The 18,915-nt window shown below is 70.3% G+C and carries 17 protein-coding genes; 15 read left to right on the forward strand and 2 right to left on the reverse strand.

Features of this window, described 5'->3' with window-relative positions; all coding sequences use genetic code 11:
- Positions 1-48 precede the first annotated feature (48 nt).
- Entirely contained in the window at positions 49-897 is an 849-nt protein-coding gene (locus QRX60_RS13975) for an N-acetylmuramoyl-L-alanine amidase (protein WP_286001210.1), read from the reverse strand.
- Positions 898-976: 79 nt separating this feature from the next.
- On the opposite strand from QRX60_RS13975, the gene QRX60_RS13980 reads away from it, so the two are divergent.
- From QRX60_RS13980 to QRX60_RS13995, 4 genes are all read left to right on the forward strand, one after another.
- Positions 977-1,336 (forward strand): YbaB/EbfC family nucleoid-associated protein, encoded by a 360-nt coding sequence (locus tag QRX60_RS13980; protein WP_155549341.1) that lies wholly within the window; start codon positions 977-979, stop codon positions 1,334-1,336.
- A 5-nt stretch (positions 1,337-1,341) separates the two neighbouring features.
- Positions 1,342-1,938 (forward strand): recombination mediator RecR, encoded by a 597-nt coding sequence (gene recR, locus QRX60_RS13985; protein WP_286001211.1) that lies wholly within the window; start codon positions 1,342-1,344, stop codon positions 1,936-1,938.
- A 378-nt stretch (positions 1,939-2,316) separates the two neighbouring features.
- A complete protein-coding gene (locus QRX60_RS13990) occupies positions 2,317-3,255 on the forward strand; it encodes a glycosyltransferase 87 family protein (protein WP_332845856.1) in 939 nt (312 codons plus the stop codon).
- A 152-nt stretch (positions 3,256-3,407) separates the two neighbouring features.
- A complete protein-coding gene (locus tag QRX60_RS13995; protein WP_286001212.1) occupies positions 3,408-5,378 on the forward strand; it encodes a DUF6541 family protein in 1,971 nt (656 codons plus the stop codon).
- Positions 5,379-5,405: 27 nt separating this feature from the next.
- On the opposite strand, the gene QRX60_RS14000 is transcribed toward QRX60_RS13995, so the two are convergent.
- Positions 5,406-6,503, reverse strand: coding sequence for a UDP-N-acetylglucosamine 2-epimerase (locus QRX60_RS14000; protein ID WP_286001213.1), 1,098 nt, complete (start codon positions 6,501-6,503; stop codon positions 5,406-5,408).
- Between the two features lie 84 nt (positions 6,504-6,587).
- Here QRX60_RS14000 and QRX60_RS14005 point away from each other — a divergent pair, with 84 nt between their 5' ends.
- The 11 genes from QRX60_RS14005 to QRX60_RS14055 all read left to right on the forward strand — a co-directional run bounded on the left by QRX60_RS14005 (position 6,588) and on the right by QRX60_RS14055 (position 18,881).
- Positions 6,588-7,607: a glycosyltransferase family 2 protein gene (locus tag QRX60_RS14005; protein ID WP_286001214.1), complete on the forward strand. Its 1,020-nt coding sequence runs from the start codon at positions 6,588-6,590 to the stop codon at positions 7,605-7,607.
- A complete protein-coding gene (locus QRX60_RS14010; RefSeq protein ID WP_286001215.1) occupies positions 7,604-8,923 on the forward strand; it encodes a lipopolysaccharide biosynthesis protein in 1,320 nt (439 codons plus the stop codon). Before QRX60_RS14005 ends, QRX60_RS14010 begins: the two co-directional genes overlap by 4 nt.
- Before the next feature lie 79 nt (positions 8,924-9,002).
- Complete coding sequence (locus QRX60_RS14015; RefSeq protein ID WP_286001216.1) at positions 9,003-10,970, forward strand: DUF6541 family protein; 1,968 nt, start codon at positions 9,003-9,005, stop codon at positions 10,968-10,970.
- 67 nt (positions 10,971-11,037) lie between these two features.
- Positions 11,038-11,775, forward strand: coding sequence for a glycosyltransferase family 2 protein (locus QRX60_RS14020; RefSeq protein ID WP_286003587.1), 738 nt, complete (start codon positions 11,038-11,040; stop codon positions 11,773-11,775).
- Positions 11,776-11,788: 13 nt separating this feature from the next.
- A complete protein-coding gene (locus QRX60_RS14025; RefSeq protein ID WP_286001217.1) occupies positions 11,789-12,223 on the forward strand; it encodes a DUF2304 domain-containing protein in 435 nt (144 codons plus the stop codon).
- Between the two features lie 94 nt (positions 12,224-12,317).
- Positions 12,318-12,764 carry a uridine kinase family protein gene (locus tag QRX60_RS14030; RefSeq protein ID WP_456298894.1) on the forward strand — a complete coding sequence of 149 codons (447 nt, stop codon included), beginning with the start codon at positions 12,318-12,320 and terminating at the stop codon, positions 12,762-12,764.
- A 327-nt stretch (positions 12,765-13,091) separates the two neighbouring features.
- Complete coding sequence (locus QRX60_RS14035; protein WP_286001219.1) at positions 13,092-14,762, forward strand: ABC transporter substrate-binding protein; 1,671 nt, start codon at positions 13,092-13,094, stop codon at positions 14,760-14,762.
- A gap of 86 nt (positions 14,763-14,848) precedes the next feature.
- Positions 14,849-15,850 carry an ABC transporter permease gene (locus tag QRX60_RS14040; RefSeq protein ID WP_286001220.1) on the forward strand — a complete coding sequence of 334 codons (1,002 nt, stop codon included), beginning with the start codon at positions 14,849-14,851 and terminating at the stop codon, positions 15,848-15,850.
- Complete coding sequence (locus tag QRX60_RS14045; protein WP_286001221.1) at positions 15,847-16,770, forward strand: ABC transporter permease; 924 nt, start codon at positions 15,847-15,849, stop codon at positions 16,768-16,770. Before QRX60_RS14040 ends, QRX60_RS14045 begins: the two co-directional genes overlap by 4 nt.
- Positions 16,771-16,776: 6 nt before the next feature.
- Positions 16,777-17,772 (forward strand): ABC transporter ATP-binding protein, encoded by a 996-nt coding sequence (locus QRX60_RS14050; protein WP_286001222.1) that lies wholly within the window; start codon positions 16,777-16,779, stop codon positions 17,770-17,772.
- Positions 17,769-18,881: an ABC transporter ATP-binding protein gene (locus tag QRX60_RS14055; protein WP_286001223.1), complete on the forward strand. Its 1,113-nt coding sequence runs from the start codon at positions 17,769-17,771 to the stop codon at positions 18,879-18,881. The genes QRX60_RS14050 and QRX60_RS14055 overlap by 4 nt, the downstream gene beginning before the upstream one ends.
- Positions 18,882-18,915: the final 34 nt, after the last annotated feature.

The raw sequence follows: 18,915 nt of genomic DNA on the forward strand, positions 1-18,915 counted from the left end.
GGCGCTCCTGAGCCTGCCGGTCCACCACGGAGAGGCGGTCCTCGCGGCTCAGGAAGCCAGGTAGGCCTCGATCGCCGCCGCGATGGCGGACGCGTACTGCTGGCGGCCCTCCGCGCTGGTCATCCGGGCCGCCTCCGCCGCGTTGCGCATGTTCCCGCACTCGACGAGCACCGCCGGCCGCGTCGAGAGGTTCAGCCCGCCGAGGTCCGTGCGCGCCGAAAGGCCGTTGCCGCCGATGTAGTTCGACGTGCTGAAGCCGTCCGACCGCATCGTGTCCCGGACGACCTGTGCCAGCCGCGTCGACGGCGCGCCCTGCGCCGCGTTCAGCGGCGGCGACGAGTACGCGACGTGGAAGCCGTTCGCGCCGGCCGCGGTCGAGCCGTCGGCGTGGATGGAGACGACGGCATCGGCGTTCGCGTCGTTGCCGACCGCGGCCCGCTTGTCGACGCAGGGCCCGACGCCGGTGTCGTTCTGTCGCGTGTAGACAACGCGGATTCCCTTGTCCGCCAAGGCTTTCCCGATTCGCTGAGCGACGTCCCAGGTGAACGCGTGCTCCGGGTAGCCGGCGTTGGTGGCGGTGCCGGTCGTGTTGCACGGCTTCGTCTGGCCGCGCCCGGCCGGGACCTGCCGGTTGATCTCCGCCGGGTGGGCGCCGTTCCCGCCGTTGTGGCCGGGGTCGAGCACGACGACCTTCCCGGACGCGACCGGCGGCGCGGCGGCCGAGGACGGCGGCAGCGAAGGCGACGGGGACGGCGTCACCGTCGTCGGCGTCGGCGTGACCGTCCGGGTGGTGACGGGAGCGGGCGCCGGCGCTGCCGGGGCGTCTTCTTCGCAGCCGGTGAGCAGCAGGGCACCGGCCAGCAGGAGGGGGGCAATCGCGCGTCGCACGGCGACCACGGTGCCACAGCCCGGCCCCCGGCGTGGCGCGACTACCCTGGTGGACGACACAGGCGTGCAGAGAGGACCGAGTGCGATCATGGTGCAACCCGGCGGCGGCTTCGACATTTCCCAGCTGATGCAGCAGGCGCAGCAGATGCAGCAGAAGCTCGTCGAGGCCCAGGAGGAGCTCGCCAACACCGAGGTCACCGGCACGGCCGGTGGCGGGCTGGTCACCGCGACCGTCTCCGGTGACAGCCAGCTCAAGAGCCTGCAGATCGACCCGAAGGTGGTCGACCCGGACGACGTCGAGACGCTGTCCGACCTCATCGTGGCGGCGGTCCGCGACGCGTCGGCGAGCGCGCAGAAGCTCACCGAGCAGAAGCTCGGCCCGCTGGCCGGCGGTCTCGGCGGCGGTGGCGGCATGCCCGACCTCGGCGCCCTCGGTTTCGGCGGCTGACGAACTTGTACGAAGGTGTCGTCCAGGACCTGATCGACGAGCTCGGGCGCCTGCCCGGGGTCGGGCCGAAGAGCGCCCAGCGGATCGCGTTCCACCTGCTGGCCGCGGACCCGGCGGACATCTCCCGGCTGCAGGATGTCCTCGGCAAGGTCAAGGAAGGCGTGCAGTTCTGCGAGGTCTGCGGCAACGTCTCCGAGCAGCAGAAGTGCCGCATCTGCCGCGACGAGCGCCGCGACCTCACGGTCATCTGCGTGGTCGAGGAGCCCAAGGACGTCCTGGCGGTCGAGCGCACGCGCGAGTTCAAGGGCCGCTACCACGTCCTGGGCGGGGCGCTCGACCCGTTGTCGGGCATCGGCCCGGAGCAGCTGCGGATGCGCGAGCTGCTCAGGCGCATCGGCGAGGCGGACATCAGCGAGATCATCATCGCGACGGACCCCAACACCGAGGGCGAAGCGACGGCGACGTACCTGGTGCGGATGCTGCGGGACTTCCCGGGGTTGAGCGTGACGAGGCTGGCGTCGGGGCTGCCGATGGGCGGTGACCTGGAGTTCGCGGACGAGCTGACGCTGGGGCGCGCCCTCTCGGGCCGGCGGGTGCTCTAGCTGGGGGACGAATCCGGATGGCGGCAGTCGCGGTGCCGGAACAGCCGGTGGAACGCAGATTGCCCGCGCCACTGTGGTGGGTGGTGCTGTCCGGGACGCTTTTGCTGGTGATTCTCGCCGGTTACACGGTGTGGGCCGGTGTCTGGGCGGCGACCGGGATCTATCTCGAGGACTTCCAGTCCTATGTGGCCACCGGCGAAGCGGTGCGTGCCGGGACGCCCCTGTACCAGGCGGGGGTCTCGCACCTGCCGACCATCGGCGGCACGTTCAAGTACCCCCCGTTCGCGGCCGGCGCGTTCGTCCCGTTGACGGTGCTCCCGAAGCTGCTGCTGCCGCTGTTCGCCGGGCTGGTGAACCTGTTCGCGTTGCTGGCGGTCGCTGGGGCAGCTGGGTTACGCGCGGGACCGCGGCCGGGCGGCGGCGACGGCGGGACTCGCGGCGCTCGCACTGCCGATGCAGCCGGTGCTGATGACCTTCACGGCCGGCCAGGTGAACCTGCTCCTGCTTCTGCTGGTGCTGCTGGACCTGGCCGGCCGGAACCGCTGGTGGACCGGCGCCGGGGTGGGGCTGGCGGCCGGGATCAAGCTGGCCCCGGCGATCTTCGTGGTGTACCTGCTGCTGACCCGCCGCTTTCGCGCGGCCGCGGTCGCGGTGGCGACGTTCGGCGCGACGGTTCTGGCGGGTTTCGTGGCCCTGCCGCGGGACTCGGCGGCGTTCTGGTCGGCGAACCTGGCCGACCCCGCGCGCATCACGGGCGACCGCAACGCGATGCCTTCGGAGAACCAGTCGATCCGCGGTGCCCTCGCCCGCCTGCTGGGCATCGCGGACGTCCCGGGTGCGGTCTGGATCCCGGTGGGCGTGGCGATCGCCCTGGCGGCCTTGTGGATCGCCGTGCGGGCGCACCGCCGCAACCGCGAACTGCTGTCGCTGGGCGTGGTGGGGGTGGCGATGGTGCTGGTCACCCCCTGGACCTGGACGCACTACTGGGTGTGGTTCATCCCGTTCCTGGTGATGGCGGCGTGCGCCGCGTTCCGCGCACGCACCTGGTGGCCGGCGGCGCTGCCGGCCGTGGCGTACCTGCTCCTGCTCCCGTGGCGGGTGGGAACGGGCCGCGCGGACATCCCTCTGGTCGGCCTGGTGCTCCTCCCGGAAAACCACTCGCCCTTGGTCCGGGCACCGGCTCACGCGTTGTACGTGGCGCTGGCCTTGGCGCTGCTGGCGATCTCGGCGTTCCGGCCGGCCTGGTTCGACCCGGCAACGCCCGCAGACTCCGCTCCGGCCGGTGGAGGATCACCCGGAAGCCGGCGCCACGCGTAAAACGGCAAGCCACCGCGGCTGTCGGGCAGCCCAGTACCAGTGGGCCGGTCAGCGTGTGAAAAAATTCCGGGCGGCTTGCCGATCGGGGTCGCGCAAGCGTTCGATGTGCCCGGGTGACGCGCGCCCTGAGTCGATAAGCGAGGAGCTCCTCCATGGCTTGGCTTGACGCGGTGCCGACCGTGCTCCTGTGCGGGTTGCTGCTGGTCTTGCCCGGGCTTCCCATCACCTACCTGCTCGGGTTGCGCCGGCTGACGGCCGTCGCGCTCGCACCGGTCGTCGTGACGGCCGTGGTGGTGCTGACGGCCGTTGCCGCGTCGAAACTCGGCATCGCCTGGTCGCCGCTGCTCGTGCTGCTCGTCTTCGCCGGGCTGGCGCTGGTGCTCGGCTGCGTGGTCGTTCCCCTGCGCAGACGGTTGCCGCCGGCGGCGCCGGGAGACAGCTGGCCGGTCGTCGGGGCTTCGGTGGCCGGCCTCGCCGGCGCCGTGCTGCTGGGCGCCCTCGCGGTACGGCTGTCGATCCGCGGTCCGGAAGAGCTGGTCCAGACCGACGACTCGTCGTTCCACTACAACGCCATCGCGAACATCCTCAACACTCGCGACGCCTCCACGTTCATGATCGACACCCTCGGCGTGCCGGGCCGCGCCCACGGGTTCTACCCGGCCGCCTGGCACGACCTGGGTTCGCTGTTCGTCATGATCAGCGGCAGTTCCGTGCCGGCGGCGGCGAACATCCTGTCGGTCACCATCGCCCTGGTCGTCTGGCCGCTGGGCTGCGTCCTGCTGATGCGCCAGCTCGCCGGGCCCTCGAAGCTGGCCCTCGGCCTCGCCGGCCTGCTCAGCACCGCTTTCGGCGCGTTTCCCTGGGAGATGCTCGGCTGGGGGATCCTCTGGCCCAACCTGCTGGGTCTCTCGCTCGTCCCGGCCGCGCTCGCCGCCTTGCTTTCGGTCACCAAGCTGGCCAAGGAGGACGCCATCGGCCGCGGCCGCGCGTGGTTGCTCGCGCCGGCTTTCCTCGTGGCCTTGACCATCGCGCACCCCAACGCGGTGATCAGCCTGGCGGCGATCGCCCTGCCGCTGGTGTTCCTCGGCTTCGCCCGGGCGTCGCTGCGGCGGTACCGCGCCGGCAGGCGGCTGCCCGCCGCCCTGCTGGCCGCGCCGATCGTGCTGGCGGCGCCGGTGTACTGGCTGGTCGTCGTCAAGTCCGGGGTGTTCGCGGTGACGATGAGCGCGGACGCGAAGCCGTTCGAGTCGCCGTCGCACGCGATCGGCGAGGCACTGACCGGGGCGACGAACGGCCGGGGCGCGGGCTGGGTCCTGGCCGTGCTCGTGATCGTCGGGGCCGTGTCGTGCTTCCGGCAGCGAAGCCTGCGCTGGCTGGTGGCCGGGCACGCCATCTCCGCCGGCCTCTACGTGCTGGCCGCGGGGGTGCAGTGGCCGGGCCGCAGGATGTTCACCGGGTTCTGGTACACCGACTCCCACCGGCTCGCCGCCATGCTGCCGATCACCGGGATCCCGCTCGCGGTGATCGGGGTGCTCGCGGTGATCGCCGCGGTCCGGTCCTGGCTCAGCTCGGCGAGCTTCCTCGACCAGCGCCGGACCCTGGCCACGCGGGCGTCCGCGGTCGTGCTGCCGGTGGTGTTCCTCCTGCTGCTGCTGTCGACCGGTGGCCTGAACGTCCTCGACCACCGCAACCGCGTGCTGAGTGCCTACCCCAAGGTCGATCCGCTCGTGAACCAGGAGGAGTACGACCTCTTCAAACGGATCGCCGAGCGCACCGAGCCCGGCACGATCGTGGCCCAGATGCCGTACAACGGCAGTCCGGCGGTGATGGCGCTGACCCGCCGGCAGGTGCTGTTCCCGCAGCTGAACATCGGCAGGCTCACCAGCGACCAGATCTACCTGGCCCGCCACCTGAACCAGGCGGCGACGGACCCGCGGGCGTGTGCCATCGCGGACCGCCTCGCCGTGCGGTACCTGCTCACCAACGACATCCCGCGGGGCAACCTGTGGGACGGCCTCGCCTACCCGGCGCCGTCGGCGGGCTTCCGCCAGATCGACCAGGGCGGCACGTTCAAGCTCTACCGCGTGCCGTTGTGCGACCGGGCGCAGCCCGAGAACCGCTGACGGCCCCGGGCGGCGGGCCCGGGGCCGTCAGCAGTAGCCGAGCTGCGCCAGGGTGTTCACGACGATCTCGGACGGGTGGTACTTGTCCATCCAGTTGTCGCCACGACGCTCGGTGTAGCTGTCGAGGAACGCGCGCAGCTTGTCGCCGCGCATCTCGGTGAGCTCGATGTTCGCCCCGATGCCGACGTGCCGCTCGGTGCGGTGGCGGTGCACGGCGCAGGGGATTCCGAGGTAGCCGCACTCCTCCTGCAGGCCGCCCGAGTCGGTGACGACGTACTCTGCGCGCGCGACCAGCGGCAGGAACTTCAGGTACCGCAGCTTCGGCCGGATGATGAACTTGTCGTCGAAGAGGTGCTCGAGGTCCAGTGCGCGGATCTTCTCGCGCTCCGGCGCGCCGGCCATGTACAGCACCGGCATCTTGCGGCTCTCTTCGCGCAGGATCTCCAGCGCCTCGCGGTACTTGTCCGCTCGGGAGAGCAGCTCGAAGCGGTGCAGCGTGGCCAGGCCGAACTTCTCCGGCAGGTCCTCGATCACCAGCGGCTGGCCGATCGCCAGGCGCATCGAGTCGATCGCCGTGTTCGCCTCGGTGTCGACCACCACACCGCGGGTGTGCTTCAGGTTCGCGACCTCGCGGGCCGTCGGCGCGAAGTGGATGTCGACGACCTTCGCGGCGATCTTGCGGTTCAGCTCCTCCGGCAGCGGCGACAGGATGCTCCCCGACCGCGCGCCCGCCTCGATGTGCCCGACCCTCGACTTGAGGATCCGCTTCCCGATCAGCGCGCCGTACGGCGTGGTGAACGTGTCGCCGTGCACCAGCACCAGCGGCGGCCGGCCGTCCTCGGTCAGCGCCGCGCGAAGCTCGTGGCGGCGCCCCCACGCGGTGCGCAGCACCTGGGCGGCCCAGCCCGGCACCTGCGCCGGCGACTCGAGGTTGTGCGCCTTCTCGCGCGGCACGAGCCAGACGTCCGGCTCCGGCAGGTTGAGGTCGGCCAGGACGTCGGCCACCTCGTCGACGTGCTGCGCCGTGAACCAGATCTTCGGCCGCACCCCGCGCTCGACGATCCCGTGGTAAACCGGCGCGATCTTGATCAGTTCCGCGGTGGTACCGAGGATGAAGGAAATCACCGTGAGAGCCCATTCCTGGTCGGGTGCGGTGGCGTAAGGATACTGGCCGACCCGCCGCAGGGGTCGCCGGGTAGCCTCGGCACGGTGAGTGCGAACCCGCTCCTTCCCTCGCTGAGCGTCGTGATCCCGGTCTACAACGAACAGGACTGGATCGAACGCAGTGTCGGCGCCCTGCTCGCCTCGGCCGAGGCGGCGAACTGGCCGATCGAGGTCGTCGTCGTGGACGACGGCAGCACCGACGCCACGCCGTCGCGGCTCGACGAGCTGCGCGAACGGCACGGCATCACGGTGCTCAGCCAGGCCAACTCGGGCCGCTTCGAGGCGCGCAGCGCCGGCATCGCGAAGTCGTCGGGCGACTGGATCGTGCTGCTCGACAGCCGGGTCATCGTCGGCGAAGGCAGCCTGACGTTCCTGCGCGACCAGCTCGTGGACCACCCCGAGCGCGCGGTCTGGAACGGCCACATCGACGTCGCCTCCGACCACAATCCGTACGCGGGGTTCATGGCCGGCCTGGTGAAGGTGCCGTGGCGCAAATACTTCGCGAATCCGCGGTTGACGTCGTACGGAATCGAGGAATTCGACGTCTACCCGAAGGGGACGACGTTTTTCTGTGCCCGCCGGGCTCTGCTCGAAGGGTCGATCACGGCGTTCGTGTCGCTGTTCGACGACATCCGCTTCGCCAGTGACGACACCCGCATGCTGCGGTGGATCGCCGAGCGCGAGCGGATCTGGCTGGCACCCGGGTTCTCCGCGGTCTACAACGGGCGCGACTCGTTCAAGAAGTTCGTGCACCAGGCCTACTTCCGGGGCACCACCTACGTGGACTCCTACATCGGCTCGCCGGGCCCGGCCCGCAACGCCCTCTTCGGGGCGCTGGCCGCCGGCGTCGTCGGGCTGGTCTTCGCCACCAAGAAGCCGAAGACGACCCTGGTCGCCGGGGTGGCCGGCGTCGTCGCGGCCGGCGAGGTCGTGAAGAAGTGCGGTGCGACCGGCCCGGAGGCCCGCGCGGTCACCCGGCTGCTGCCGGTGTTCGCCGGCGGCTTCGGCGCGGGTGTCCTGCGTGGACTGGCCATGGCCGTGCGGGCCCGGCTCCGGCGCCGATGAGCACCGCGGGCGTGCGGGGGACGAACGTGGAGGCCGGCACCGGCGCACGCGGCCGTGCCACCGCGGGCAGCCTCGGCAGCTCGCTGCTGGTGTCGATCGGCCTCGGCTACGTCCTCACGGTCGCCTGCCAGCGCCTGCTTCCGCCGCAGGAGTACGCGGTCTTCGTCACGTTCTGGGGCCTGCTGATGGGCCTCGGCAGCACCCTTTCGCCGCTGGAGCAGGAGCTGTCCCGCCAGTCGGCGGTGGCGGCCCTGGCCGGCGGCAAGGCGGGCCGCCCGGCGCTGCGCGCGGTCGCCGTCGGCGTGGTCGTCGCGGCCGCTTTCTCGCTGGCTCTGCTGATCCCGCCGGTCAATGACCGGCTGTTCCACGGAGACTGGTCGCTGGCGGTCATCGTGCTGGCCGGCGGTGTCGCGTTCGCCTGCCAGTTCGGCACCCGCGGGCTGCTGATCGGGCAGCACAAGGTGAAGGCCTTCTCGCTGCTCGTGGTCGCCGAACCGGCGGTGCGCGCGCTCATCCTCGGCGTCCTGTTCGTGTCGGTCGCCTACAACGTCGTCTCGCTGGCCATCGCGGTCGCCGCCGGCTCGTTCGCCTGGCTGCTGTTCGCCCGGCCGGCCCGGCGCCTGCTCGACCCGCACGTCGAGGGCGACGGCTGGGGCGTCACCACCCGCCGGATGGGAATGCTCCTGGTCGGGGCCGCGCTGACGTCGGCGGTCATCACCGGCTACCCGGCGCTGGTCGGCCTGCTGGCGCCCGGCGGAGACGGCGACCGCGTCGGCTCCCTGTTCGCCGCGCTGGTCATCGCGCGGCTGCCGCTGACCCTGATCGGGCCGGTCCAGTCGCTGGCCGTGCCGTTCGTCGTCCGGCTCTCGGTCACCGAAGAGGGCCGCCACCGCCTGCGCCGCGTGCTGGCCCTCGGCGCCGTCGCCTCCCTGGCCCTGGCCGCACTCGGCGCACTGGTCGGGTTGTGGCTCGGTCCCTGGGCGGTGCGGTTCGTCAGCGGCCCGGGCTACGACATCGACGGCTGGTCGGTCGCGGGACTGGTGTGGTCTTCGGTGCTGCTGGTGCCGATGCAGCTGCTCACGGCCGTGCTCGTGGCCCGCACCCAGGCGAAGCTCGTGCTGGTCAGCTGGGCCGTGGTCACGGGCACGGCGTCGCTGTTGCTCCTCTTCCTGCCCGGTGACACGGTGTTCCGTGCGGTCGTCGCGCTGGCCGCGGCGCCCGCGCTGGGCCTGGCCGTGGTGCTCGCGTTCGTCCTGCGGCGTGCCCCGGAGAACGGGACGGCGACAACCGCGGGCGCAGATGAAGCGTCTTCATAGCGGCCCAGTAAGGTGCAGTGCGCCCGCTGGTGGGACGGGAACGGCGTGAAGCGCCGGTGAGGTTTGGACTGCGAATTCGATGAACGTTCTGCTCGTTTTGCTCGCGTTCTGGTTGCCGGGTCTAGTCTTCGGTGCCGCGATCCGGCTGCGGGGCTGGACCTTGGCCGCCGCCGCGCCGATGCTCACTTTCGGCCTCGTCGCACTCGGTATCCCGGTGCTGGGCAAGCTCGGCATCCGCTGGACGATGCTCGACGTGGCGTTGTGGACGCTCGTGCTCTCGGCCGCCGGTTTCGGGCTCGCCTTCGCGGTGTCCCGGTTCACTCGGCGACGCCACCCCGACCGGGAAGAGCCGGAGCGGCCGGCGCGGAGCGTGCGGGACCACGTGCTCATCGGTCTCGGCGTCGCCCTCGGCATGGGGATCGGCACCGTCACGTTCCTGCGGGGCATCCGGAACCTCGGCAACGTCCAGCAGGGCTGGGACGCGCCGTTCCACGCGAACCTGGTGCGCTGGATCGCCGAGCACGGCGACGCCCGGCCGTCGACCGTCGGCACGATCTCGAACCTGCCGAACCAGACGGACTACTTCTACCCGGACACCTACCACGCGCTGCTCGCCCTGGTCTTCGGCAAGGCCGGCCTGACGATCATGCCGACGCTGAACCTGGCGGCCCTGGCGGTGGTCCTCACCGTCCCGCTGGGTGTCGCCGCGATGTGCCACGCCTGGCGGATGCCCCCGATCGGCGTCGCCGCGGCGGCCGCGGTTTCGGCCTCGTTCTCGGTCTTCCCCTACGACTCGCTGTGGCGCGGTCCGCTGTGGCCGTACGTCGCCGGTGTCGCCCTGATCCCGGCCATGCTCGCGGTCGCGCGGCACCTGCTGGAGCCCCGCGGGATCGCCGGGCCGGTGGGGATCGGCGTCGGCGTGGCCGGGCTCGCGGGCCTGCACACGAGCGTCGTCTTCGTGGTCATCGTCTACTTCCTGCTGATCCTCGTCGCCGTGCTGGTCCGCTGGGAGCCGATCACCTGGAGCCGGTCGGCGCCGTCGCTGGTCGCGACCGTGGTGCTGGCCGCCGCGCTCGGCATCCCGGTGGTGCTGCCTTCGCTCTACAACGCCAGCGGCGTGACCAGCGCTTACTGGGCGTCCGAGGCGACGGTCTCCGGTGCCGTCGGCGAAACCATCACGTTCTCGCCGATGGCCGACTTCCCGCAGTGGTGGATCGGCGTCCCGGCCATCATCGGGGTGTTCCTGCTGGTCAAGCACCGCCGGATGCTGTGGATGGTGGCCGCGTACGTCGTGCTGGGCGGGTTCTTCGCCGCCACGGTTTCGCTCGAGACCGACCTGGTGCACACGCTGAGCAGCCCGTTCTACAACGACCACTGGCGCATCGCGGCGCTCGTGCCGCTGGCCGGCTGCGTCGCGTTCGGAGAGTTCGTGAACACCGCGTCGGCCGGGTTCGCCCGGAAGGTCGCGCCGCGGCTGCCCAAGCTCAAGCCCGCGACGCTGACCGTCCTCGGCGTCGTCGTGCTCGCGCTGGTCGTCGGCGGGCTGAGCCGCGGTGGCTACATCGGCCGCAACGCCGCCCGGCTCCAGTTCAACTACGGGGGCGGCCCGACGGTCAGCAAGGACGAGGAGACGGCGTTCACCTGGCTCGCCGGCCACACCTCGCCCGGTGAGCGGGTGCTGAACGACAAGGCGGACGGCTCGGTCTGGATGTACGCGCTGGCCGGGGTGCAGCCGACGCAGTGGACGTTCTACGGGGCCGAGCCGGCCACCGACGCCGGTTACCTGAGCATCTTCGGCAACGACGTCGACAAGTACCCGAAGGTGCGCGAGCTGCTCACCGACCTGAAGGTGCGGTACGCGTTCGTCGGAACCGGCAAGGTCACGCCGACGACGGTGCGCGACGTCGGTCTCCAGCACCTCGACACCAATCCCGGCTTCAAGCTGGTCTACCGCAACGCCGGTGCCTCGATCTACGAGATCGAGGGCCAGCAGGGTGTGGTCGCGTCCGGTGCGACGCCCGGCGCCGCTCCCGGTGACGGCCAGTGACCGGCGGTTCGGCCCCGGGGGCTGGAAGTCCGCCGCAGAGCCGAAAGGTTAAGGTGATGGCGTGTCCATGACCCCTGTGAGCAGCCGTCGCGTGCTCATCGTGATGCCGGCGCTGAACGAGTCCGCGAGCGTCGCTTCGGTCATCGAGCAGGTGAAACGCGCCCTGCCGAACGGCGATCTGCTGGTCGTCGACGACGGTTCGGTCGACGAAACCGCCAAGCTCGCCCGGGCGGCCGGGGCCGAGGTCGCCCGGCTCGCGGTGAACCTCGGGGTCGGCGGGGCCATGCGCACCGGGTTCCGGTACGCCGCGGCCCGCGGGTACGACGTGGTCGTGCAGGTGGACGCGGACGGCCAGCACGACCCGGACGAGCTCGACGCCCTGCTGCGCGGCCTGGACGACGCGGACATCGTGATCGGCTCCCGCTTCGCCGGCAAGGGCTCCTACAAGGCCAGCGGACCGCGCAAGTACGCGATGGTCGCGCTTTCGCTCGTGTTCTCACGGCTGGCGAAGACCAAGCTCACCGACGTCACGTCGGGGTTCAAGGCGATGGGACCGCGCGCGATCCGGTTGTTCGCCTACTACTATCCGGCCGAGTACCTCGGCGACACGGTGGAATCGCTGGTCATGGCCATCCGCGCCAAGCTGACCATCCGGGAGATTCCGGTCATCATGCGGGAACGGGCGGGCGGCACGCCCAGCCACTCACCCGTCAAATCGGCGGTCTACCTGGGCCGGGCCGGCCTCGCGCTGCTGCTCGCGCTGGTCCGGCGCCGCCCCGCGGTCGACTCTTCAGACTCGGCATAAGGAGCTTGCGAAGATGGCCGGTTGGCGCATCCTCAGCATCGTCATCGCCTGCCTGGTGCTGTTCGTCGTCATCGAGATGATGCGGCGACGCAAGCTCCGCGAGAAGTACGCGGGCGTCTGGCTGGTCGTCGCCACCGGTGTGGTGGTGCTCGCCGTGGTCCCGTCGGCCGCGCTGTTCCTCGCCCGGCTGACCGGGGTCGAGACCCCGTCGAACTTCGTCTTCCTCCTCGCCGGCGTCGTGCTGGCGCTGGTGTCGCTGCACCTGTCCACCGAGGTCGGGCACCTGGAGGAAGAGGTGCGCACGTCGGTCGAGGAGACCGCGCTGCTGCGCTGCGAGCTCGAGGACGCCAAGCGCGAGCTGGTCGCCCGGATCGCCGAGCTGGAGGCGCGGACCACCGCGCCGGACAACGTCAACGGGCTTCCCGAGGTCGAGCGCGTCAGCAAGTGACCGGGTGATCGAAGCCCTGCTCGCCGCGCCCGCCCGGTTGGGGGCGGTGCGCCTGCTGGCCGTCGACGGCCCGTCGGGCGTGGGGAAGTCCACAATGGCCGCCCAGGTCGCCGCCGGACTGCGTGCTCGCGGGTGCCGGACCGAGCTGGTGAGCACGGACGCCTTCGCCACGTGGGACGACCCGGTCTCGTGGTGGCCCCGGCTGGTCGACGGGGTCCTGAAACCGCTCGCGAACGGCGTCGAAGGCGCTTACCGGCCGATGGACTGGACGGGCGGGGCACCCCGGCCGGGTGAGCTCGTCCGGGTGCCCGTGCCGGAAGTCCTGGTGCTGGAGGGCGTCTCGTGCGGCCGGACTTCGGTAAGACCCCTGCTTTCGCACCTCTGCTGGCTCTCCGGCGGCCCGGAGGCCGGGCGGTTGGCCAGGGCCGTGGCGCGCGACGGTGAGGCTGCACGGGCCGAACTGGGCCGCTGGCAACGGTTCGAGCGTGGCTGGTTCGCCGTCGACGGCACCTCCGAGGCCGCCGACACCCGACTTTCGTAGGAAACCGAGTCGTCACCGTGCGTGCGCGAGCCGCCCTGGATCGATCAAGGAAGACCTTCGCGCCAACACGACCGGGCTAACGTTGGTACCGCCATCTGAGTCAGTGATCCGGCACCGGACGCAGTGGTCGGCCACAAATGGTCACATTCTGTCGCGATTTACGGACACATTGCGGTCAAATCGACGCCCACGTAGCGCGATCGTAACCTCACGTGCTTAAGTGCGGGCCGAGTTCCCGCTAGTGTCGGCGAGCACACCGATCGTCCGTCGAGTTCCTGACCGACCGGACGGTGACTTTGAACCCGAACATCTCCCAAGGGGTGCCAGATGCAGCAATTGCGGCTGACCCGAACACGCCGCGTGGCCCTGATCGGGCTCGCCGGCGCGCTCGCGGTTTCGCTGTCCGCCTGTGCGGAATCCAAGCGTGAAGAGGGCGCCGGGGGTGGTACCGGAGGCACGATGATCTTCGGTGCGGCCGGTAACCCGAAGATGTTCGACCCCGCGTTCAACGACGAGGGCGAGACCTTCCGGATCACGCGGCAGATCTACGACACGCTGATCCAGAACAAGCCGGGCACCGCCGACCTCGAGCCCTCTCTCGCCGAGAAGTGGGAGTCGAGCAACGAGGGCAAGACCTGGACGTTCACCCTCAAGTCCGGCGTGAAGTTCTCCGACGGCACCCCCATGGACGCCACGGCGGTCTGCTTCAACTTCGACCGCTGGTACAACATGAAGGGCGCCGCCGCCCAGAGCCAGATGATCTACTACGGCGACGTCTTCGAGGGCTTCGCCAAGAACGAGGGCGACGCGAGCGGCGACCCGGTCTACAAGAGCTGCGAGGCGAAGGACCCGACGACCGCGGTCCTCAACCTGAACAAGGCCAAGGGTGCGTTCCCGGCGGCGTTCACGCTGCCGTCGTTCTCCATCGAGAGCCCGGCCGCGCTCAAGCAGTACAACGCGGATCAGGTCACCCAGAGCGGCGACTCGTTCACCTACAGCGAGTACGCGAACAAGCACCCGGTCGGCACCGGCCCGTTCAAGTTCGAGAGCTGGGACCAGGCCAAGGGTGAGATCACCCTGGTGCGCAACGACACCAGCCCGAACCCGGCGAAGCTCGACAAGCTGATCTTCAAGGTCATCCCGGACGAGAACGCCCGCAAGCAGGCGCTCAAGGCCGGCGACATCAACGGCTACGACTACCCGAGCCCGGCGGACTACGGCCTGCTGCGCAACGACGGCGAGCAGGTGCTCATCCGCCCGTCGTTCAACGTGCTGTACCTGGGCATCAACCAGGCCAACAACCCGAAGCTCAAGGACGTCAAGGTCCGCCAGGCGCTGGCCTACGGCATCAACCGCGAGCAGTTCGTGAAGTCGAAGCTGGCCGAGGGTTCCGAGGTCGCGACCGAGTTCGTCCCGAAGGTCATCTCGGGCTACACCGACGACGTCACGAAGTACCCGTACGACCCGGAGAAGGCCAAGCAGCTGCTGCAGCAGGCCGGGGCGACGGACCTGACGCTGAAGTTCTACTACCCGACCGAGGTCAGCCGGCCGTACATGCCGAACCCGGCGGACACCTTCACGGCGATCTCCGAGGACCTCAAGAAGATCGGCGTCAAGATCGAGGCCCACGCCGAGCCGTGGAACGGTGGCTACAAGGACGACGTGCAGAAGGCCGGCAAGCAGGACCTCCACCTGCTCGGCTGGACCGGTGACTACAACGACGCCGGCAACTTCGTGGGCACGTTCTTCGGCCGCAAGAAGGCGGAGTTCGGGTTCGACAACGCGGAGCTGTTCTCGGCTCTGAACGCGGCGGACGCTTCGCCCGCCGGCGACGCCCACGCCAAGGCGTACCAGGAAGTCAACAAGAAGATCATGGACTTCCTCCCGGCGATCCCGATCGCGTACCCGACCCCGGCGATCGTGGTCGGCCCGAAGGTCAAGGGTCTGGTGGCGAGCCCGCTCACCGACGAGCGTTTCAACACCGTGACCGTGAGCTGATTCTGGATTTCAGCCAAAGGCAGGGGGTGGGTGCTACCGCACCCACCCCCTGCGCCTGATCCCGGGCTGGCAACAAAGGACTGCAAGTGCTCCGTTTTCTCGTGCGTCGGCTGCTACAAGCGATCCCGACGCTCTTCATCCTGTCCATCCTGGTCTTCGCTTGGCTCCGGTCCCTGCCCGGCGGTCCCGCCGCCGCTCTGCTGGGGGACAAGGCGACGCCGGAGAAGATCGCCAACCTCAACCACGTGCTCGGCCTCGACCAGCCGATCTTCGTGCAGTACTTCGGGTTCCTCGGCCGGGCGGTCACCGGCGACTTCGGCAACTCCCTGGTGTCGACCCAGCCCGTGATGGGCGAGATCGTCACCTTCCTGCCGGCGACCATCGAGCTCGGTCTCTCCGCGATGATCATCGCGGTCGTCATCGGCATCCCCGCCGGCTACCTGTCCGCGCGGTACCGCGGCGGGCCGGTCGACAACGTGGTCATCGTGCTGAGCCTGATCGGCGTCGCGGTGCCGGTGTTCTTCCTCGGCTACATGATGCAGGACATCCTGGCCGCGCCGCTGGGTCTGCCGTCCCAGGGCAGGCAGGCCGCGGGCCTCGACGCCACCGCGATCACGAACTTCGCCATCCTCGACGGCATCATGACGAGCGAATGGGACGCCGTCTGGGACGCGATCAAGCACCTGATCCTGCCCGCGTTCGCCCTCGCCACGATCCCGCTCGCGGTGATCACCCGGATCACCCGCGCGTCGGTGCTGGACGTCCTCAACGAGGACTTCATCCGCACGGCCAACTCGAAGGGCCTGACCCAGCAGGTGGTGCGCACCCGGCACGTCCTGCGCAACGGCCTGCTGCCGGTGGTCACCACCATCGGCCTGCAGACCGGCGCGCTGCTCGGCGGCGCGGTGCTGACCGAGCGGGTGTTCAACTTCCGCGGCCTCGGCTTCCTGCTGGCCGAAGGGATCGAACGGCGTGACTACCCCCGCCTGCAGGCACTCCTGCTGTTCGGCGCCGTGGTCTACGTCCTGGTGAACATGCTGGTCGACATCTCGTACGGGATCATCGACCCGAGGGTGCGTGTGCGATGAACACTCTGCTCAAGAAGAAGAAGGAACCGATCGACAAGCTCGCCGCGGCGAGCGGGCACAGCCTCGGCGGGGACGCGATCCGCCGGATGCTGCGCAGCCCGGTCGCGATCACCGGCGGGGTCATCACCGGCCTGTTCCTCATCGTCGCGATCTTCGCGCCCCTGCTGGAACCGAAGGACCCGGACGTCCACTACCTCGGCGACCAGATCCGGCCGAACTTCATCCCGGGCGCGCAGAGCGGGTTCCCGCTCGGCGTGGACGACTTCGGCCGCGACTTCCTGTCGCGGCTGATCGCCGGCGCCCAGCAGACGCTGATCGTCGGTGTGCTCGCCACGATCGTCGGCGTGCTCATCGGCGTGCTCATCGGTGGCCTGGCGGGCGCGTTCGGCGGCTGGGTCGACACCGTCCTCATGCGACTGGTCGACGTCATGCTGTCGTTCCCGTCGCTGCTGCTGGCCATCTCGATCGCGGCGCTGTTCGCGAAGCCGAGCCAGTGGACCGTCATCCTGGCCGTGTCGATGATCGGCGTGCCGATCTTCGCCCGGCTCCTGCGCGGGTCCATGCTTTCCCAGCGCGACGCCGATCACGTGCTGGCGGCGAGGTCGCTGGGCGTGAAGCGCGGGGCGATCGTGTTCCGGCACATGCTGCCGAACTCGCTCGGCCCGGTCATCGTGCAGGCGACGCTGACGCTGGCGACCTCCATCCTGGAGGCCGCGGCGCTGTCGTTCCTCGGTCTGGGCGACCCGGACCCGTCGCGGGCGGAGTGGGGGCTGATGCTGGGCAAGGCCTCGCACCAGTTCCTCGACGTCCGTCCCGAGCTGGCGTACTACCCGGCGATCGCGATCATCATCGTGGCGCTCGGGTTCACGCTGGTCGGCGAGTCCCTCCGTGAAGCCCTCGACCCGAAGAACAGGCGGTGAGAACCCATGGCACTCCTTGAAGTCCGTGACCTGACGGTCAACTTCGTCCGCCGCGGCGAGCGCCCGTTCACCGCGGTCGACGGCGTCAGTTTCGACGTCGAACCCGGCCAGACGGTCGGCCTGGTCGGCGAGTCCGGCTGCGGCAAGTCCGTGACGTCGCTGGCGATCATGCGGCTGCTGGCCCGGCGCGGCAACAAGGTCAGCGGTTCGGTGCGCTTCGAAGGCACCGACCTGCTCAAGCTGTCCGACAAGGACATGCGCGACCGCCGCGGTCGCGACCTCGGCATGGTGTTCCAGGACCCGCTGTCCTCGCTGAACCCGGTCATCCCGATCGGGCTGCAGATCACCGAGGTGCTGGAACGCCACCGCGGGATGTCGCGCAAGGCGGCGACCGTCGAAGCGACGGACCTGCTCGACAAGGTCGGCATCCCGGACCCGGCGCGCCGGCTTTCCGAGTACCCGCACCAGCTTTCCGGCGGGATGCGGCAGCGCGCGCTGATCGCGATCGCGCTGGCGTGCCGGCCGCGGCTGCTCATCGCCGACGAGCCGACCACTGCCCTGGACGTCACCATCCAGGCGCAGATCCTGGCGCTGCTGCGGGAACTGGTGCAGGACACCGGCACCGCGCTGATCATGATCACGCACGACCTCGGCGTCGTCGCCGGGCTGTGCGACGAGGTCAACGTGCTCTACGGCGGCAAGATCGTGGAGCGGGCGCCGCGGCACCAGCTGTTCGCCGAGCCGCGGCACCCGTACACGCACGGCCTGCTGGCCTCGATCCCGCGCCTGGACGCGGGCCGCGGCGAGAAGCTGGTCCCCATCCGCGGTTCGGTGTCCGACAACATCCCGTGGGAGGGCGGCTGCGCGTTCGCGCCCCGCTGCCCGAACGCGCTGCCGGTCTGCCGTGAGGTCTCGCCGCAGCTGGTGCCCGACCAGGGCGGGCTGCTGCGCTGTCACAACCCCGTGCGGCCGGCGGTCGCGGCGGGAGGAGGAACCCGATGACCCGTCCTGCTGGTGACGTGCTGCTGGAGGTCAAGGACCTCAAGGTGCACTTCCCGATCAAGAGCGGCGTCGTGTTCGACCGGACGGTCGGGCACGTGTACGCGGTCGACGGCGTCGACCTGGCCATCCGGCGCGGGGAGACCTACGGCCTGGTGGGCGAGTCCGGGTGCGGCAAGTCCACTTTGGGCCGGGCGATCCTGCGGCTCAACGAGCCGACCTCCGGGCACGTCGTGTTCGACGGTACGGACGTCGCGCACCTGAAAGGTGAGGAGCTGCGGAAGGCCCGGCGCCGGATGCAGATGATCTTCCAGGACCCGATGTCCAGTTTGGACCCGCGGCAGTCGGTCGAGTCGATCCTGGTCGAGGGCATGCACGCGCACGGCCTCGACAAGGACAAGGAGGCCACCCAGCGGCGGCTGCGGCAGCTGCTGGCCGCGGTCGGCCTGCCGGAGACGTCGCTGCGGAAGTACCCGCACGAGTTCTCGGGCGGGCAGCGCCAGCGCATCGGCATCGCGCGGGCGCTGGCGGTGGAGCCGGACCTGATCGTCGCGGACGAGCCGGTGTCGGCGCTCGACGTGTCGGTGCAGGCCCAGGTGGTCAACCTGCTGGAGGACCTGCAAGACCAGCTCGGCCTGACGTACGTGGTGATCGCGCACGACCTCGCGGTGGTGCGCCACATCTCCGACCGCATCGGCGTGATGTACCTCGGCGCGCTGGTCGAGGAGACGGACGCGGATTCGCTCTACCGCGACCCGCTGCACCCGTACACGCGGGCGCTGCTGTCGGCGATCCCGGTGCCGGACCCGCAGGTCGAGGACACCCGCGAGCAGATCCTGCTGGCCGGTGACCTGCCCTCGCCGGCGAACCCGCCGTCGGGCTGCCGCTTCCACACGCGGTGCCCGTGGAAGCAGGCGAGCCTGTGCGACACGGACCGCCCGCAGCTCCGCGAAATCGGTGCCGGCCACCGGGTGGCGTGCCACTACGCGGAGGACATCCGCGACGGGCGCATCCAGCCGCACGAGGTGGAGCCGGAGCTGATCGAGCTCACCGGGGCGCTGAACCCCGACCTGGGCCCGCCGGACGTCGGCACGTCCGCCGAGATCCTCTGAGGTCTCTCCGAACGGCCGGCCGGGGTTCGTCCCC

Origin of the sequence: Amycolatopsis mongoliensis, from assembly GCF_030285665.1 — a bacterium.
Taxonomy (GTDB): Bacteria; Actinomycetota; Actinomycetes; order Mycobacteriales; family Pseudonocardiaceae; genus Amycolatopsis; species Amycolatopsis mongoliensis.

Bases quoted from the DNA above. Each gene is read 5' to 3' on its own strand.
- QRX60_RS14045 (WP_286001221.1), top strand. From the start codon at position 15,847: ATGAACACTCTGCTCAAGAAGAAGAAGGAACCGATCGACAAGCTCGCC.
- QRX60_RS14010 (WP_286001215.1), top strand. From the start codon at position 7,604: ATGAGCACCGCGGGCGTGCGGGGGACGAACGTGGAGGCCGGCACCGGC.
- QRX60_RS14030 (WP_456298894.1), top strand. From the start codon at position 12,318: ATGGCCGCCCAGGTCGCCGCCGGACTGCGTGCTCGCGGGTGCCGGACC.
- QRX60_RS14025 (WP_286001217.1), top strand. From the start codon at position 11,789: ATGGCCGGTTGGCGCATCCTCAGCATCGTCATCGCCTGCCTGGTGCTG.
- QRX60_RS13980 (WP_155549341.1), top strand. From the start codon at position 977: ATGGTGCAACCCGGCGGCGGCTTCGACATTTCCCAGCTGATGCAGCAG.
- QRX60_RS14015 (WP_286001216.1), top strand. From the start codon at position 9,003: ATGAACGTTCTGCTCGTTTTGCTCGCGTTCTGGTTGCCGGGTCTAGTC.
- QRX60_RS14050 (WP_286001222.1), top strand. From the start codon at position 16,777: ATGGCACTCCTTGAAGTCCGTGACCTGACGGTCAACTTCGTCCGCCGC.
- QRX60_RS14055 (WP_286001223.1), top strand. From the start codon at position 17,769: ATGACCCGTCCTGCTGGTGACGTGCTGCTGGAGGTCAAGGACCTCAAG.
- QRX60_RS13995 (WP_286001212.1), top strand. From the start codon at position 3,408: ATGGCTTGGCTTGACGCGGTGCCGACCGTGCTCCTGTGCGGGTTGCTG.
- QRX60_RS14035 (WP_286001219.1), top strand. From the start codon at position 13,092: ATGCAGCAATTGCGGCTGACCCGAACACGCCGCGTGGCCCTGATCGGG.
- QRX60_RS14020 (WP_286003587.1), top strand. From the start codon at position 11,038: ATGACCCCTGTGAGCAGCCGTCGCGTGCTCATCGTGATGCCGGCGCTG.